Source organism: Sulfitobacter indolifex (genome assembly GCF_022788655.1).
Classification (GTDB): domain Bacteria; phylum Pseudomonadota; class Alphaproteobacteria; order Rhodobacterales; family Rhodobacteraceae; genus Sulfitobacter; species Sulfitobacter indolifex.
Window position 1 is genome coordinate 88,713 of the sequence record NZ_CP084955.1, and the last position, 15,924, is coordinate 104,636.

Sequence of the window (15,924 nt, forward strand, 5' to 3'; positions counted from 1 at the left end):
CCCTTTTGATCCAGCGAGTTTCCATGTCACAGCCCAATACAAACCCCGCATTTACCGGCGGCGGCATCCTGATCGAAGCGGCTGAGCTGCATATCGTCAGCCTGCCGCTCATCACCCCTTTTGTGATCTCCAACCAGACATTGACCGACAAGACTTTCCCGCTTTTGGTGCTCAAGGGCGAAGGGATTGAGGGCATTGCCGAAGCGGTGATGGACCAAATCCCCGACTACCTCGAAGAGACAATCCCCGCCGCAATGGCCTTTCTGCGCGATGTCCTGCTGCCGCGGATCGTCGGCAAGCGGTTTGCGTCGCCCTATGAGTTGGAGCCGATCCTCGCCCCGTGGCGCGGCAACCGGATGGCCAAAGCCGTGGTGGAAATGGCTTTTTGGGACCTTTGGTCAAAGAGCCTCGGTCTTCCGCTCAAGGCGGCGCTTGGCGGGGTGCGCGATGCGGTGGATGTGGGTGTGAGCATCGGTATCGGCAGTATCGACGTGACGTTGGACCGCATCGCGGAAGCGCAGGCGGCGGGCTACAAACGCACCAAGCTGAAGATCGCCAAGGGCCATGATGTAGCGCTGCTCGACGCCACGCGCGCGCGCTACCCCGACATCAAGCTGACGGTCGACGCCAATACCGACTATGGTCTCGAAGACCTCGCCTTGCTGCGGCGGTTCGACGAATTCGACCTAGACTATATCGAACAACCGTTGGCCTTCGACGACATCCACGATCACGCGCAGGTGCAGGCCGCGCTTAAAACGGCGATCTGTCTTGATGAGAGCATCCGCAACGCCGTCGATGCCCGCAAGGCACTTGAGATGCGGGCGGCGCGGGTCATCAATATCAAGGTAGGCCGTGTCGGCGGTTTTGCCGCTGCCCGCGCGATCCATGACGTCAGCGCCGCCTTCGGCGCGCCGGTCTGGTGTGGTGGGATGCTGGAGGCCGGGATTGGTCGGGCGCATAACATCCATCTCGCTACGCTCGCGAATTTCACCAAACCAGGGGACACCTCCAGCGCCAGCCGCTATTTCAAACGCGACATCGTGAACGAACCGCTTGAGGCCGCCCATGGCGAAATGCCGGTGCCAAACAATGGCGCGGGGATCGGGGTCACGCTGGATCGGGACTACATGAAGACCGTCACCAGCCATTTCGAGATGATCTGCCCATGACTGCCGTGAAGACCGAGGTTGAACTACGTGAACTAGACGGAGTGGCCGAACTCAAACGCGCTGAGGATTTCCAGCGCGCCGTTTGGGGCGCGGATGACCCGGCGGATAATTCCGACCTGATGCTTGCGATCCAGCACGAAGGCGGATTGGTCGCCGGCGCCTTTGTTGAAGGGCGGATGCTTGGGTTTCTCTTTGGCTTTCCAACCAAGGATCCGCAGGTGCAGCATTCCCACCGCCTCGCCGTCCACCCCGACAGCCGGGGGATGGGGCTGGGCGCACGCCTGAAATGGTATCAACGCGACTGGTGTCTGGCGCGCGGGATCACCTCAGTCCGTTGGACATTCGACCCCCTGCGTCGCATCAACGCGAACCTCAACATCGCGCGACTTGGTGCTACGGCGGACGTTTACCTGCCAGATTACTATGGCAAAATGGAGGGCATCAACGCAGGTGTGGCCTCAGACCGTATCGTGGCCGAGTGGGCATTAGACAGCGAGCGGGTGGAAGACGTAGCTGAAGGCCCGCGCTCGGAAACTAAAATGCACTGTTACCCGCTGCACATCGCAATCCCAAAGGATCTGGATGCCTTGCTCGCGATTGACCTCAACCGCGCCATTGCCGAAAGACAGCGCGTTCGCGAGGAGATGACCGCCGCATTCATCGCAGGCTACCGAGTAACTGGGTTCGATACAGCCAGCAGCGCTTATGGGCTTTCCAAGCCGTAAGCCTCACTGTGGGATTGCTAACTTTTTACTGTGTGGGTAGTCGCATAGTAACCGTTCGCTGAAGGCCTTGGGCGCATCGTATTAAGCCGCCCCGATTTACCCGAAATTGTTTAGCTCTTCTTGCGCGACGTTTTAGAATTTGTTCATGGTTGCATAGACTTGGGACTGAGGGGTTTTTGTGGCCGAGGTCAAGAGGCCCTGAGTTTACAGAATCAGCAACGCCCGTTTCAATGGTCTGTCCCTAATTGGCAGGTAGAAGAACCCGCGTATTCTTCACGCCTTAGGTCTTCTAATTGAAACGGAGTTCCGTAGAAATATTCGAGATGGCCGCGCCTAATAATGCCGATGACAATCAGTGCATCCTGTTGTTGCGCTATATCGGCAATCCGGCAGACGAATGCACGGTCCCAAGTCTGCTGCGCGCGCACAAAGCGGTCGGAGTTGGGATCATCAGCTAATTTCGCTTTGAGGTCTTCTCCGGCAAAGCCGGTGATCCAGGACAGGTATTCGCGAAAGGCGGGCGTTGCGGGCAGGGCCGGGGTCAACCCTTCGCGTTTGTCGACGGCCATCGCCCGGACTGTCAGTGCTTAAGGCCGGCTCAACTATCCCTGTCCGCAGATACTTCTTGATCGTGTTCCGAGACACCCCTGTCCGGCGCGCAATCTCGCGGATGGGCATCTTGTCTCGCAGAGCCCACTTTCGAATAATCCTCAGAAATCCCATGTCTAACACTCCAATAGCTCCCAGCTGATTCAAGCAGGGGCAAGGTTGCACATGGGTCAATTCTCAATGACAATTTGGGGGTGCGGACGAAAACTTGGACTGTTTTCACGGTATAAGGCCGAGGCTTTTACGGTACTCGATTGGGCTTCTGCCACCAAGGGACATCTTGATGCGCGTTTCGTTATACCAACGGATGTAGGCGTCAACCTCGTCGATAAACTGGGCCACGGTGAAGGCTCGCCAATCGCGAGGATAGAAGAACTCAGTCTTCAGGCGTCCGAAGAAGCCTTCACATGCGGCATTGTCTTGCGAGCTCGCCTTTCGTGACATCGAGCGAACGAGCTTCGCTGCGTCGATACGTTCCAGCCAGGCCAGCGATAGTGGCCTCCGCGGTCGCTGTGGACGATGGGCCGCGCTTCGCTGTCAGCGATGGTCTCTACTGCTGCATCAAGCATGGTATTTACGAGGTCGGCATCCGGTCTGGTCCCTATGGTCCAACTTATGACGAGGCCGTCGAAGCAATCAATGATCGGGGAAAGATAGACTTTACCTGCTCGGATGTGGAACTCAGTGATTGAAGTGGTCCTGCTTTTTAGGACAGGTTCGCGGCTCAGCTAAGATGTAATCTGGTTGGTTTCATGCGGCCTTCTGCGTCCGTTCTGTTGTGAAGAATGCGTCGTCGGGTGATCGTTTGTCGAGAGCGGTGTGAGGCCGCTCGATGTTGTAGAAGCTGATCCAATCTTTGATAACGCGTTTGGCTTGGAACCCGTCCTGCAATTCATGCAAGTATACGGCCTCCTGTTTGAGGGATCGCCACAGCCGTTCGATGAAGATGTTGTCGAGATAACGGCCACGCCCATCCATCGATATCTTGATGTCAGCGTCAGTCAAAGTGGTGATCCAGGCTGAACCTGTGAACTGCGATCCTTGATCGGTATTCATTATTTCGGGTTTACCATATCCGGCGATGGCTTCTTTCAAGGCTTCGACACAGAAGCTGGCATCCAACGTGTTCGATAGCCGCCACGCCAGCACCTTGCGCGTCGCCCAGTCCATGATCGCCACCAGATATAAGAAGCCACGTCGCACGGGGATGTAGGTAATGTCACTGCACCAAACATGATTGGGTCGCGTGACCGGCAGCTTTCTCAGCAGGTAGGGATAAATGCGATGCTGAGGATGCTTCTTGCTGGTGTTCGGGCCTTTGTAGATGGCCTGTAGCCCCATGATACCCATCAAGCGGCGCACACGATGCCGACCTGCATGGAACCCGTTTCTGGGCAAATAAGCTGCGATCTGGCGGCTGCCAAAAAACGGGTATTTGGTGAACACCCGATCAATCTCGTTCATCAATTCCAGCGTCTCAGCATTCACACCGACCGGCGTATAATAAAGCGACGACCGGCTAATATTCAGCAACTTGCATTGCTTGGTCAGGCTCAGGTCTGTGCGGTCAGCGTTGATCAGCGCCTTGCGTTCGGTCGGGCTCATCGCTTTAGCCCTTGTGACAAAAAATCGTTTTCGACCGCCAGCTTTCCGATCTTGGCGTGAAGCTCTTTGACCTCAGCTTCGTTAACTTCGGCCCGCCGGACCTTATCGGAAAATACCCCGGTCAGCCCATCAATGGCCTGTCGCTTCCAAGTCGTCACCTGCGTTGGATGAACCTTGTGCTTCGCTGCAATCTCTTGCGCGGTCTTGTCACCACGTAGCGCCTCGAGTGCCACAGAAGCTTTGAACTTGTCTGAAAAACTGCGTCTCTTCGTCATTTGTGTATCCTGTCTTCAAGGTTGGATACATCTTAGCACGCTGTCCAGTTTTGCCGGACCACTTCAGATATCGGTTAGCCATTTCTCATTTGGCGCTGCCGCCTGGAATTCCCGGTTGATGATATTCTCCGGTGCAGGGCGCTCTTCTTGCGTTTCATCATGGCAGGAGCCTCCGGGCCAAGGATCTGAGTTTTCCAAGCATAGAGCGTCGGCCGACTAACTCCGAACTTTTTGGCCAAAGCCTGGGCACTTTCTTGACGGCTATATAGCCCGACCACAGCAGCCTGCTTCACGGCGTCAGAGTGATTTCCTGGGCCATATGTCGCATTGGAGGTCGTCTTCGTGTCAGGAAAGGCCTCGCGCACCCAAGCCGTCATTGTGGCTCGGCCTGGATAGCCTAAAGCACGCAGCGTCCATGAGATGCAGCGGCCATGGGTTGCATAATGCTCTAACGCCACCTGTTTCTGTGCCGTCGAAAACTTAGGCGTGCGCGGCGCCGATCGTATCGGCAAATCCTGCAGACGTTGGTATTCTCGATGCCACCCTTTAAGGGCGTTCTTCGTTGGATACCCCAACTCACGGATGGTGGCCTGCGCGCGCTTGCCGAGCTTGATATAAAGCTTAACCGCGCGCAGTCGTTCTTCGTAGCTGTACATGGACTATCTCCAAGATAGTCCAACTTTTCGTCCGCACCCCCCCCCCGGCTCACTTCCGCGTGGAAATCTACACTGTTCCAAAGCGGCGCGATCAGCTAATCCTGCTGAACTACCGTGTGGGTAGAGTTAGGGGGTTACCTAAACCGAACCTATTAGGCGGCCGATCAATCGCACTCGGTGCTCACCATGGTCTCATCTGGCACCTGCGTGTTGCAATAGAACCCTGCGTCAAGGTCGGTGTCGATCAGAATAGCATCTTCAAAAACAGCGGCCTTCAGAACCGTGTTCTCGAACGACACGTTGATGAGCTTGGCACCGGTAAAGCTCGCGCCCGTCAGATCGGCAGAGTCAAAGGAAACATTCTCAAGGGTTGCCTGGTCAAACAGCGAAAGGTTGAGACCTGCTTCCGAGAAGTCCACATCTCTTAATTGAGCTTCGGTCAGGTCTATCCCAGTCAACTTCCGACCCGTAAGGTCCAACTGTTCGAAGGTACAGCCGGGGCATCTCCCGAGCATGCGTAATTGCTTCTCCTGCTCCGGTTCCTGCCCGGTCGCGGACGTGCCAAAGAGCAGAGCGACAGTCAGAAGCACGCCGAGGCGACTTGTCCGAAACGCAAGATTTTTCAAAAAGTACCGCCTGAGCCCATAAGGCCTTTAAAAATCAAAAAGTTCGCTCAAGAAGCCTTCGCGCCGCTTCTTTTTATAGGGCCTGCCATGACCGTGATCTTGTCCCGAGCTGCGCAAGGAGGCGACATCACGGGGTGCAGGTTCGGGACCCGAACGTTCAATGATCTTGTCTAGCTCGCCTCGGTCCAGCCAAACCCCACGACATTGGGGGCAATAGTCAATTTCAACACCGGAGCGGTCTGTCATCACCAGTTGGGTTCCATCGATTGGGCACTGCATCGGTTAAGCCTCCTTCGTTCTGAGTTAATTTGGTACCTTCTATGCAAACTGCAACCTCTCCAGGATGATTATTGCCAGAACCGCCGTGTGCTTTGATTGGATGGGACGGAGCAAGCCAAGTTCCAGATGGTCATATAAAGTGGAGTGCATGCCTGCTCTCCGGGTGCGAGCTAGATCACGCGTGGTTTGGGGGATCTAGCTGCGCAGCATCCCAACGATCAGATGAAGCGGCCTCTTTCAAAAAAGCTATAACAGCCTCGGGCAGATAGGGTTTAGCAATAAATGTCGTGCCGGTAGGAAGACTGTTTGCCGCAACATTTGAGGCTCCGGATGCGACAATGATCGCAATGTGGGGCCATCTGCGGCGCACAATCTTTGCCAGTTCTAAACCGTTTAGTGGGCCAGGCATCTCAATATTTGTGAACATGATGCCTATGTCATTATGCGATGTGAGAACTGTGAACGCTTTGGTCGAATGTGCAGCAGCGTATCCCGAGAGGCCCGCATCCTCCACAAGGCCCATGGCCGCGAAACGCAAAAAAGGATCAGCTTCTACGACGAGAACGCCGCATGCATCACTAATGATCATATTAGAGATATCCCTATGCGCTGAGATTTATATAGTACGCTAAACTAAACATTCATTGCTAGATAAGCGTTCCATGAATTTTCAGTTGACCTGCCCCCTTCCTCACTAAAGCCATTTTCCCGACAAATATTTAACAACATTTAGTATCCTTGGGATTCTTTCCTCCACGCTAGGAGGATGGTTAAGTAGCAATGGCTCGCATCCCTAAAAAATGCACTTGTCCGAGGAAGGTGTACCTATGAAAAAACATACGCACAGCGCCTCTCCTGCAAGTTGTCCGAACGAACATCTTAAAGGTCGAGATGCTCCGGTAAATAGCGTACCGCATGCCATAGCGATCGAAACTATGGAAACGGCGTTGGCAGCTGCTCGGATAGCCGTGTTTGAGCTTGATCTGGTTACAGACACCTCGAATGTCTCAGCAAATTGGCGTGATCTCATGGATGTCGGCCCATCCGACGGCGTCGACTTTCAAACTGAATGGCGAAAGAGGATCCACCCTGACGACGAAGTGCTTATCGAACGCGCATTGGCTGACTACGTAAATGGCCAAGCCCCCTGCGTGGCAGTAGAATATCGGCTACGTTCACGTAATGGGTTGGACTGGCTCTGGATGCGTACAGATGCCGAAGCAACTGAGTGGGATGTTCAGGGGAATGCTCTCAACTTGGTCGGGACACAACGCGATATTACAGACCGAAAACGCGCTGAGCTAGCAATGCAGGGTAGCGAAGAACAATTTAGGTCTCTGATGAACAATGCCCCCATCGGAACAGCCTTGGTTTCTTTGGAGGGTAAATGGCTGGCGACAAATGCAGCAATGACTGCCTTCCTTGGCTATTCGGAAGAAGAACTGAGAAGCACAGATTTCCAGTCCATAACGCATGAGGACGATCTGGAAAGTTGCCTTTTGAAAGTCCAAAAACTTTTAAGTGGTGAAATTGACGCTTTCGAACTCGATAAAAGGTATGTGCGCCCCGATGGAGAGATCGTTTGGGGGCATCTCTGCGTGGTTCTTGTGCGGAGCGATGATGGCCAACCTTTGCACTACATAACTCAGGTCTTAGACATAACCGAGACTCAGAAGTTGGATTTCCTCAGGAACGAGTTCATGTCCATTATTGCTCATGAATTACGCACGCCCGTGACGGCAGTCGTAGGAGCGCTGGATATGCTCGACGTCGTTTGTCCCAATGGTCCAATAGAAAAAGTGCAGCAGCTTGTAAAAATTGCCAAACGCGGCGGTGACCGGTTGCGCACAGCGTTGGAAGATCTACTCGACTTCGAACAAGTGTCAGGCGGAGCTTTATCTCTCAACTTGACTCAGACAAATATTATCGAAATTTTAGGAGAGGCGCTGCTGAAGTGCCAACCCGTCATGGATCAGCATAAAAGTTCAGCCCGCATGATCCTACAGGAAAGCGAGATCTTCTGGAAATGCGATCCGGTTCTGTTGGATAAAGCGCTTAGGCACCTGCTCTCAAATGCGGCTAAATTTTCTCCTGATGATACTGAGGTTCGGGTTATAATCGCGAGGGATACAAGCCAATTAAGCATCCGTGTAAAAGATTCAGGCCCCGGAATTCCCGATAATCTTCAGGAGAAGATATTTCAGCCTTTCTGGCAACAAGACACATCTGACACAAGGGAGCAGCAGGGTATCGGCCTCGGGCTGACCATTTCCCGCCAGGCGATCAGAAAAATGGGCGGTGAGCTTTCAAGCGAGGCCTGTGGTGGGGCTGGGGCTGAGTTTCTCATCACGCTTCCTGCCTGTCCTTCGCAATGAATTTACCTCAGCGAGGAGGGTGACGGGAAGTACCGCCACTTTCGCCCTCTCTGCTTCAAAAGGACCCGCCGAAGAAGTGGTGGATCGCAACGTAAAGAGTAAAGGTGCACAGAACTGCCATAGAGGGCATCACGGCCCAGATAAATAGCCGTCGCTGCTTAATCTTATCGCGCTTTTCTTCCTTCTCTAGCTCATCTAGACGCATCGTGTTCTCCGTAGATCAGCAAACAGCGCACAAGGCCGCTTCGCCAAAAAGTTTCTATCTCGTGGAAGGCAATTTCTTGGGGGGAGGCCTCACCAAGTATGACAGGCGCCTCTCACACCAATTCTCTCCAGAACGACGGAGACAGAAGCACAAAGACTGTCAGCATCTCTAGCCGACCAGCGTACATGCCAAAGGACAGCAGCCATTTTGCCCCATCGGGTAGCGAGGAGAAGTTGCCTGCCGGGCCTATGATGTTGCCTAGACCGGGCCCGACATTAGCCACTGCGGTGAGGGCGCCGCTAATCGAGGTCGTCATGTCCAAACCGAATGAGTTAAGGGCCACTGCGAGGCCCATTACTGTAGCAGCATAGAGGGTGAAGAAGGTCATTACCCCGTTGATAACATCATATTCGACCACCCGTCCCTCGTAGCGAGTTGGAAAAACTCCATGAGGCTGATGAATATGCCGCATCTGGGCGTATACGCTGCGGATCACGACCACCCATCGCATCATTTTTCCGCCTCCCGATGTAGAGCCCGTGCATCCACCCAGGGCCGTGAGGCATAAAAAGGTAGTCGCTGCAAAGGGTCCCCAAAGCGTATAGTCGGTTGTCGCAAATCCTGTGGTGGTTACAACCGAGACGACATTGAAAGCCACCAGCCGCAGGGTCTCAAGAAGCGGTGTGGGTGTTGTAATGACACGCCATAGTGTCAGGATGAAAATCGCCGATGACAGAGAGATGAGCAGGGCGCGAATCTGTTCGCTACGGAAGGCGCCCCTTGTCAGCACGCGGATATACCACGCGAACGGCAGGGCCGCTGTCAGCATAAAAAACGTTCCCATCCATTGCAGGTAAGCGCTTTCGAAAAGGCCGAATGAGGAATCTGAGGTAGAGTAGCCGCCGGATGATACGGTCGTGAAGGCGTGTACGAGCGCTTCAAATCCGGTCATGCCGCCGGAAAGGTAGGCGATGGCGCAAATGAAGGTCAGGGCAAGATAAATCCAGACCGTTGCTGAAGCAAACCGAGCGGCACTGGCGAGTGCCTTCTCCCCTTTTTCTGAGCTTTCTGTTTGATAAAGCTGCATGCCACCAACGCGCATGATTGGCAGCAGAGCTATGCCTGCGACAATGAAACCGACCCCGCCGATCCATTGAAGCAGTGCCCGCCAAAGCAAGATGCCGTGATCCGTGTTGTCGAGACCCGTCATTACGGTTGAGCCGGTGGTGGTAATCCCCGACATGGATTCAAAGAACGCGTCGGAAAAAGACAGCCCCCAAAGCCACAGAGGAAGGCCCCCTGCCAAAGCCGCGACGAACCATGCGCTGCCGGTGAGAAGGAAGGAATGCCGACGGTCCAATCCTGGGCTGCGACCCATAGCGCTGACACAAACACCACCCCCAATGGACATGGTGATCAACGCTGCCTCGAAGAATACCACCCGCGTTGCGGGGAAGATGAGCGCATCGAAGGCCATTAGAACGCCAAGGCCGAGCAAAAGTAGGCCGTTGATGAATACCACGATTGCCATGCCGCCCTAGCTCTCGCGGAACCGGTAGCCGATGCCGGGCTCGGTAAATATCCAGACGGGGTCCGTCGCTTCGTCGCCAAGTTTGGTGCGCAGCTGCCGGATAAATACCCGTAGATACTGGCTGTCTTCGGCGTGAGCCGCGCCCCAGACCTTTTCGAGCGCCATGCGCTGTGTCACCAGCCGACCGGGATGGGAGGCAAGAAGCCAGAGCAATTGAAACTCTTTGGGCGTCAAACTGAGGGCCTGGGTGTCCAAATGTGCTGAATGTGCAGCGACATCTAGAATAAGTCCGCCAATCTCAATCCGGGAAATGTCCTGCTGTTCGGTGCCACGGTCCCGAAGCAAGGCGCGCAACCGCGCAAGCAATTCGCGCGTACCAAAGGGTTTCGCCACATAGTCCTGCGCCCCAAGGTCGAGCGCTGCCACTTTTTCAGTCTCATCGGCGCGCACTGACAGAACAAGAACCGGCAGATTTGACCAAGTACGAATGTCTCGTAGCACATCTTTTCCGTCCCGATCCGGCAGCCCAAGATCAAGAACCAGCAGATCCGGCGCACCTGTGGCGGCCTGCACGATAGCCTCCCGGCCGGTTGCGGCCTCAAGAACAGTATGCCCCTCGGATTCCAGCGCGATCCGCAAAAAGCGTCGGATCTGATCTTCGTCGTCAATAACAAGAATACGGGCCATCAGACCCCCTGACCGGCGATCGGCAGGCGAAAGACGATTGTCGTCCCGCTTTCGTCTGGGTTGGTTGCCTGAACATAGATGTCACCGCCATGCGCATCGACGATGCCGCGCGCGATCGCGAGGCCAAGGCCCGTCCCGGCGCGCTGCGTATCGCCCGCCGTCACGCGGTAAAACATCTCAAAAACGTCGCTGCGTGCCTGCGCCGGTATGCCAGGCCCCTGATCACTGATTGCAAGTTTCAACCAAGTGCTTTCCGCGTGCCCGGATAACAAAATTTCAGAATTATCCGGTGCATACTTGGCGGCATTGTCCAGCACATTGACCAAGAGCTGTTCGATCAGGATGGGATCAACATCAATTAACGGCATGCTGTCGGGCAGGCTTAGTACAATCTTGTAGGGGGCGAGATTACTGCGGAGCCGCCGCCGGGCATTTCCGATAATCTCGAGCAAATCGGAGGCCACGCATCGAGGCCGAAGCGCTCCATGGCTCAGACGTGTCATGTCCAGAAGGTTCTGCACATAGCGGTCCAGACGCTCGCCTTCCTCCCGGATCGTCTCGGCCAAGTCTTGGCGCATTGGTTCAGTGTAGCGGTCGCCCCCTTCTGCTAAAGTAGATGCAGCACCGATAATGCTGACCAAAGGCGTTCGCAGATCATGGCTGACTGATGATAAAAGTGCCGAGCGCAATTTTTCAGTTTCCGTCGCGAGGCGGGCAGCTTCGAGCGTTTCCGTGAGATCAGTACGTTCAAAAGCCAATGCCAACTGGCTTGCAAAAGCTTCCAGCAGACGTCGATCATCGCGTTCGATGGCTCTAGACCGAATACCAAGCGCAGCCAATGTTTCTTCGCCAGCACGCACAGGTAAGATCAACCACTCGGGGGAAATTGCTGAATTGCTGGCGACAATGACAGGCTCCCCAGAGGCAATCGTTCGGCCGCAGGCCTCTTTGATACCCTCGTTCTCAACCGCTAATGCCGGGCTGTAAGCAATCTTTTCGACAGCATCTGCAAAAGTGCGAAACAGCGCCACCTCCACGCCCATTGTGGCGGTGACATGATCCACTGCGGCGTGCGCCACAGCCTGCGACGAAGGCGCACGCGCAATCTGCTGAGCGAACTCATGAAGGATCGTGATACGCTCCACACTCCCACGTAGCGCCATGGCGCGGGTCCGAAGTCGCGCAGCCAAACTGCCGGTGACAATGGAGGCCAGAAGAAACAAGCCAAGGGTTACCAAATCAGCTTCTTGTAGGACACGGAATGTGAAGCGTGGCTCAGTGAAGAAGTAATTGTATGCAGCGAACCCAGCAAAGGATGCCAGGATTGAAGGCCCGGGACCGCCGAACGATGCAACAACAACGACACCAGCCATGAAGACAAGAGTTAACTCGCCAACTGGTAAGGTGGCTTCCAGCACCCTGGCTGCAAACGTGACCATAACCATCACTAGACAGGCGCCCAGATAGCTGCGGCTTCCTGCATGCGTCCGTGCACGGTGAAGTCTGAATATCGGCATTTGGCGAGGACGGTTGATTGGGTTTACCTCAGAAATCACAGCATCTTGGAGCATTCAGCGCTACTTTTGCATCGAGAGCACGTAAAGACGCTATGCTTGTTTTCACTAGCTCGTATAAAAAAAGCATAAAAGTTAGGGCTGCGCGTTGATTAGGAGCGATCGCTGGAGTTGCAGACAGAAGCAGTGATTTCTGGCGATAGTTATCGGTTTTCTCAAGAGCCGCCTTGGGTCCCCGTTGGACGTGAGCTTCAATGGGGACAAGCATGCTGGAGCAGCAATACGAGGTCTAGTTGAGCACGATCAATGATAAGGAATTCAATCCGTTAAGAACGGAGATTTCCAACTAGGTAGGCCAATGTCTTGGGTGGGTGAAAGCAGATTACGGCTAAGTGAAGAGAGGGGCAGTCAGGAGCGATTTACGTGTTTCTAGTGGATCGCGCCCTAGATGCCCGGAGGCCTGAACTTAAGAGCCGCATGCAATGACAGAAAAATTTATTAATTTACCATTCTGAAGTATGGAGCTCGATACGCATTCTCCATGCCAGAGTTCCGGCAAAAGCCCATATCCATGTTGCTTGTTCCGTCAATTTGGCCGTAGGAAATGAACGATGCCCCCTTAACTCCATCTGCATTAGCAGAAAAGGTAATGTCCCCCATCGCCAAGACTTGTCCATTGTAGACGCTCAGAGAGGAGGCGACCTTGAAACCTCCGAGGGTCATCAGCGAAGCACCGCCACCTTCTGTGCAATCATCATCACGGCCAATCTGTAAGCCTTGAGGGGAGTTTAAGGATGTTGCTCCCTCATGAGTTGTTGCGATCACCACATCTTCCAAGACAACACCATTAGAAAACTTGATCTCGCAATCGGAAATGAAAACAAATTCACTGTAGAGACCAGCGTCCATGGTGATAGAGCCAGAACCACCACAAATCATACGATTCACTGCATTTTGTTTGAAGTGATAAGAGTTCAGTGAGTTGGTGTTTCCCTTCGGTTCTGGTTCCCCTGGCGGGAGACCGGGGAATTCTCTTAGATCGATGTCGTAGTAATAGCTAGGGCTGACATACGGCGGCAGATGCTCAGCTTCTGCCGTCCAGAAGCTATCGATGATATCAGGCAATTGATTGAGCAACCGCAGACGGTACTTTCCGTTCCGAAGAGCAGTTTGCAGGCCGTCGTTCTTTTCGAAACCAGATCTTGGGATGTCGAGGTCATCGATGTTCGGCATCGATACAACAGTTCCTGGTTCAAAATAGTTGTTATGATTCATGCTGACGTATTCATTTGAATGAATGCAAAAGCCATTTGAGAAATTGTTGTTTGATTGGACATCCACTACGCCCTCGGCAACGAAACCTTCGGTAAAGCAGCCTGGATAATATGTAGAATAAACTGACTCGACTCTGACATCGAATGTATCGCGGCCGACTAGGCGGAGTAGAAAGTTGCGCGAGGCATTATCCCGGGCCTCCTCCATCATTGCGTGAACTTGCACCGCAGACCTAGAATTTGGATCTAGAACGAAGCTCTGTTCCGCAAAATCCCATTTCCCAAAACGGTATTGCCAAGTTGTTGACGCGGTTAGCTAAAGGTATGTGGACCCCATGAATATTCCAATTGATTTGCCACGCCTGAAGGGCTTTCGTTATCCTCGTGAGATTATTGCTTACGCTGTTTGGGCATACCATCGGTTAGCTCTGAGCACGGCTGATGTTGAAGACCTGTTGGCCGCGCGGAGCGTGATTGTCAGCCGAGAAGCGATCCGACTTTGGGTCAATCGCTTGGTCAACACTTTGCAAATTGCATTCGCCGGGACCGACCACGGCCGAACAACAAGTGGCACATGGATGAAGTAGTGATCACGATCCGTGGCAAGAAGCATTGGCTGTGGCGTGCAATCGACGCGGATGGAGACGTCCTCGATATTCTCGTGCAAACACGCCGCAACGCCAAATCAGCAAAGCGCTTTTTACAAAGATTAGTTTCACAGTTTGGCGAGCCGAGGGTGGTCATAACTGACAAGTTGCGTAGCTATCTTAAGCCGGTCAAAACACTGACCCCGAACGCTGACCATCGCGCGCACAAGGGCTTAAACAACGCGATCGAAGTGTCGCACCGGCCGACACGTAAACGAGAGAAGATCTTCGGCAAATTCAAATCCCACCGGCAGGCCCATAGGTTTTTGGCCGCACATGACCAGATCAACTTGCTCTTCCGTCCCCGCCGCTATCAACTGAATGCAACTTCATACCGCCACGCCCGCTCCGATGCTTTCAGCCTTTGGGCAGATTACACCGCAGAAATGGTGGCATGATCCTGCCTTTGCCAAGCTTCGCATGCTGATGCCAACAACTTGGCATTACCGATCAGATACAGCAGGCGCTTACATTCGGCTACGGCAGCGGTAAAACCCTCAGTTCTCTGAGACACTGTCGACAGACTTTCCGGCCCATCGCACACCGGCTTATCGGAATCGAGAAAACGCGCGGCCTCTCCAACAGTAAGATATCGATGCTTTGCAAATTCCGGAGGGATATCGGTTTGCCCGATGAATACAGGCGAGAATGGCGCAGAGACCGCCCCCGAAGGTGCGTGCCACAGCATCCTCAATTGGTCTGAGACCGGATCGACCAATGGAACGATTTGTCCATAACCAGCCGTATCGCCAGTTAGACGTTCGGTGCGCAACGCCCAGACTACATCCTGAAACTCGATTTTTGAGGTGGTCGAGACTCGATTTTGAAGTTCTTTTTCAATCCAACACGCGCCGGCCCATACCCCCAGTCCATCGCCATAGATAGCATTGAAATCGAAGTCACCTCCCTTGTACCAGCCCCTCTCTTTCGCGAATTTTACGAGGTCTGTGGAATAGAGATAATCAGGATGGTCCTTGCTATCTACCGGAATTACGCCGATATATCCCGGCCTACATGCTCTGATAGCATCATCAAGCCTTTCTGCCGCCCACAGCCCCTTGCCGCCAGCCGGCTGGATCATAATCCAAGCTTCATTCGAATCCGCAATAATATGCGTATTTCCGCCATAGGTGCTCTCGCCATAATCCTTCATGATCGCGGCAATGATTTCGACCCCTTCTCGCGCAGTCTTGGCTCGTTCCAATACGAACCCGGCCAAGTCGCTATAACTTGGACCAGTCTGTGCGTCGGGTGTCATCTCGATCAGTTCTTTACGGGACGGAGACCACACACTGCGCACCGCGATCCCGTATTCGTTTAGCCCACCATTGGTCACCGGCGCAGGCACACCTTTGTAATGGGTATAGCTTACCCGGATATTACGAAAGGTCTGAGACGTTTGAGGGATAGAAGACCGAATACCCGGCAAATCTGCCGCGGGGGTTACACCCACTTCCACAACCGCATTCTCTGGATGGCGTTGCCTGGAGAAAATATCGAGCCAGTGGCTCGATGGTTCGTCGCCGTATCCAGCTAACCAAGCGTGACCGTCCGCGCTGTGATTTTGCCCGATATATATGCAGTAGCTCAATGGTCCTCCAACGTTCCAAAAGGAACACTCAAGATGGCAGGCGTTTCTCGGTTACCGGCATAGCCGCGCTGAGTAAAATGGTGATTGAGTACTAACAAAATGATTGACCCTAAACGACAATCCTATTGACTGGGCTTCAGCAGAGATCAATCT

The 15,924-nt window shown here is 53.9% G+C and carries 13 protein-coding genes and 4 pseudogenes; 4 read left to right on the top strand and 13 right to left on the bottom strand.

The annotated features are described in order from the left end of the window. Window positions 1-23 precede the first annotated feature (23 nt). Window positions 24-1,172 carry an o-succinylbenzoate synthase gene (gene menC / locus DSM14862_RS20200; protein WP_007121278.1) on the top strand — a complete coding sequence of 383 codons (1,149 nt, stop codon included), beginning with the start codon at window positions 24-26 and terminating at the stop codon, window positions 1,170-1,172. After that, entirely contained in the window at window positions 1,169-1,897 is a 729-nt protein-coding gene (locus DSM14862_RS20205; protein WP_243254640.1) for a GNAT family N-acetyltransferase, read from the top strand. The genes menC and DSM14862_RS20205 overlap by 4 nt, the downstream gene beginning before the upstream one ends. A 227-nt stretch (window positions 1,898-2,124) precedes the next feature. On the opposite strand, the gene DSM14862_RS20210 is transcribed toward DSM14862_RS20205, so the two are convergent. The 8 genes and pseudogenes from DSM14862_RS20210 to DSM14862_RS20245 form a co-directional block, all read right to left on the bottom strand. After that, window positions 2,125-2,466, bottom strand: coding sequence for a ChaN family lipoprotein (locus DSM14862_RS20210; RefSeq protein WP_243254641.1), 342 nt, complete (start codon window positions 2,464-2,466; stop codon window positions 2,125-2,127). 22 nt (window positions 2,467-2,488) lie between these two features. Further along, window positions 2,489-2,620: pseudogene (locus DSM14862_RS20215) on the bottom strand (helix-turn-helix domain-containing protein); the annotation flags it as partial. Window positions 2,621-2,725: 105 nt separating this feature from the next. After that, window positions 2,726-3,201 (bottom strand): annotated as a pseudogene (locus DSM14862_RS20220) (IS3 family transposase); the annotation flags it as partial. A 55-nt stretch (window positions 3,202-3,256) separates the two neighbouring features. Continuing rightward, window positions 3,257-4,386, bottom strand: a protein-coding gene (locus DSM14862_RS20225) for an IS3 family transposase (RefSeq protein ID WP_407705395.1) whose coding sequence is annotated in 2 segments (ribosomal slippage) — window positions 3,257-4,137 and window positions 4,137-4,386 — 1,131 coding nt in all. Because the reading frame shifts where the segments join, the coding sequence is not laid out codon by codon here. A 152-nt stretch (window positions 4,387-4,538) separates the two neighbouring features. Beyond that, window positions 4,539-5,042, bottom strand: a pseudogene (locus DSM14862_RS22045) (IS3 family transposase); the annotation flags it as partial. A gap of 164 nt (window positions 5,043-5,206) precedes the next feature. Further along, window positions 5,207-5,668 carry a pentapeptide repeat-containing protein gene (locus tag DSM14862_RS20235; RefSeq protein ID WP_243254643.1) on the bottom strand — a complete coding sequence of 154 codons (462 nt, stop codon included), beginning with the start codon at window positions 5,666-5,668 and terminating at the stop codon, window positions 5,207-5,209. Window positions 5,669-5,695: 27 nt separating this feature from the next. Then, the gene (locus tag DSM14862_RS20240) at window positions 5,696-5,947 is read right to left on the bottom strand and encodes a TFIIB-type zinc ribbon-containing protein (protein ID WP_007121568.1); all 252 of its coding nucleotides are present in this window, start codon (window positions 5,945-5,947) and stop codon (window positions 5,696-5,698) included. A 175-nt stretch (window positions 5,948-6,122) separates the two neighbouring features. Next, window positions 6,123-6,536, bottom strand: coding sequence for a response regulator (locus DSM14862_RS20245; protein WP_243254644.1), 414 nt, complete (start codon window positions 6,534-6,536; stop codon window positions 6,123-6,125). A gap of 238 nt (window positions 6,537-6,774) precedes the next feature. Here DSM14862_RS20245 and DSM14862_RS20250 point away from each other — a divergent pair, with 238 nt between their 5' ends. Further along, window positions 6,775-8,322, top strand: a complete 1,548-nt coding sequence (locus tag DSM14862_RS20250) for a PAS domain-containing sensor histidine kinase (protein ID WP_243254645.1) — start codon at window positions 6,775-6,777, stop codon at window positions 8,320-8,322. 317 nt (window positions 8,323-8,639) lie between these two features. Here DSM14862_RS20250 and DSM14862_RS20255 read toward each other — a convergent pair whose 3' ends face one another. From DSM14862_RS20255 to DSM14862_RS20270, 4 genes are all read right to left on the bottom strand, one after another. After that, on the bottom strand, window positions 8,640-10,058 hold the full coding sequence (locus tag DSM14862_RS20255; protein ID WP_007121161.1) for a TrkH family potassium uptake protein: 1,419 nt from the start codon (window positions 10,056-10,058) through the stop codon (window positions 8,640-8,642). 6 nt (window positions 10,059-10,064) lie between these two features. Continuing rightward, window positions 10,065-10,745, bottom strand: coding sequence for a response regulator (locus DSM14862_RS20260; protein WP_007121160.1), 681 nt, complete (start codon window positions 10,743-10,745; stop codon window positions 10,065-10,067). Beyond that, on the bottom strand, window positions 10,745-12,316 hold the full coding sequence (locus DSM14862_RS20265) for a DUF4118 domain-containing protein (protein WP_007121159.1): 1,572 nt from the start codon (window positions 12,314-12,316) through the stop codon (window positions 10,745-10,747). The genes DSM14862_RS20260 and DSM14862_RS20265 overlap by 1 nt, the downstream gene beginning before the upstream one ends. A gap of 441 nt (window positions 12,317-12,757) precedes the next feature. Continuing rightward, entirely contained in the window at window positions 12,758-13,744 is a 987-nt protein-coding gene (locus DSM14862_RS20270; RefSeq protein ID WP_131541711.1) for a hypothetical protein, read from the bottom strand. Between the two features lie 124 nt (window positions 13,745-13,868). Here DSM14862_RS20270 and DSM14862_RS20275 point away from each other — a divergent pair. Then, window positions 13,869-14,578: pseudogene (locus DSM14862_RS20275) on the top strand (IS6 family transposase). Here the strand turns inward: DSM14862_RS20275 and DSM14862_RS20280 are convergent. Further along, window positions 14,554-15,771: a C69 family dipeptidase gene (locus DSM14862_RS20280; protein ID WP_083804598.1), complete on the bottom strand. Its 1,218-nt coding sequence runs from the start codon at window positions 15,769-15,771 to the stop codon at window positions 14,554-14,556. The pseudogene DSM14862_RS20275 and the gene DSM14862_RS20280 overlap by 25 nt on opposite strands. Between the last annotated feature and the right edge of the window lie 153 nt (window positions 15,772-15,924).

Coding starts and splice junctions, on each gene's coding strand:
- menC (WP_007121278.1), top strand. CDS start 24: ATGTCACAGCCCAATACAAACCCCGCATTTACCGGCGGCGGCATCCTG.
- DSM14862_RS20205 (WP_243254640.1), top strand. CDS start 1,169: ATGACTGCCGTGAAGACCGAGGTTGAACTACGTGAACTAGACGGAGTG.
- DSM14862_RS20210 (WP_243254641.1), bottom strand. CDS start 2,466: ATGGCCGTCGACAAACGCGAAGGGTTGACCCCGGCCCTGCCCGCAACG.
- DSM14862_RS20240 (WP_007121568.1), bottom strand. CDS start 5,947: ATGCAGTGCCCAATCGATGGAACCCAACTGGTGATGACAGACCGCTCC.
- DSM14862_RS20245 (WP_243254644.1), bottom strand. CDS start 6,536: ATGATCATTAGTGATGCATGCGGCGTTCTCGTCGTAGAAGCTGATCCT.
- DSM14862_RS20250 (WP_243254645.1), top strand. CDS start 6,775: ATGAAAAAACATACGCACAGCGCCTCTCCTGCAAGTTGTCCGAACGAA.
- DSM14862_RS20255 (WP_007121161.1), bottom strand. CDS start 10,058: ATGGCAATCGTGGTATTCATCAACGGCCTACTTTTGCTCGGCCTTGGC.
- DSM14862_RS20260 (WP_007121160.1), bottom strand. CDS start 10,745: ATGGCCCGTATTCTTGTTATTGACGACGAAGATCAGATCCGACGCTTT.
- DSM14862_RS20265 (WP_007121159.1), bottom strand. CDS start 12,316: ATGCTCCAAGATGCTGTGATTTCTGAGGTAAACCCAATCAACCGTCCT.
- DSM14862_RS20270 (WP_131541711.1), bottom strand. CDS start 13,744: ATGATGGAGGAGGCCCGGGATAATGCCTCGCGCAACTTTCTACTCCGC.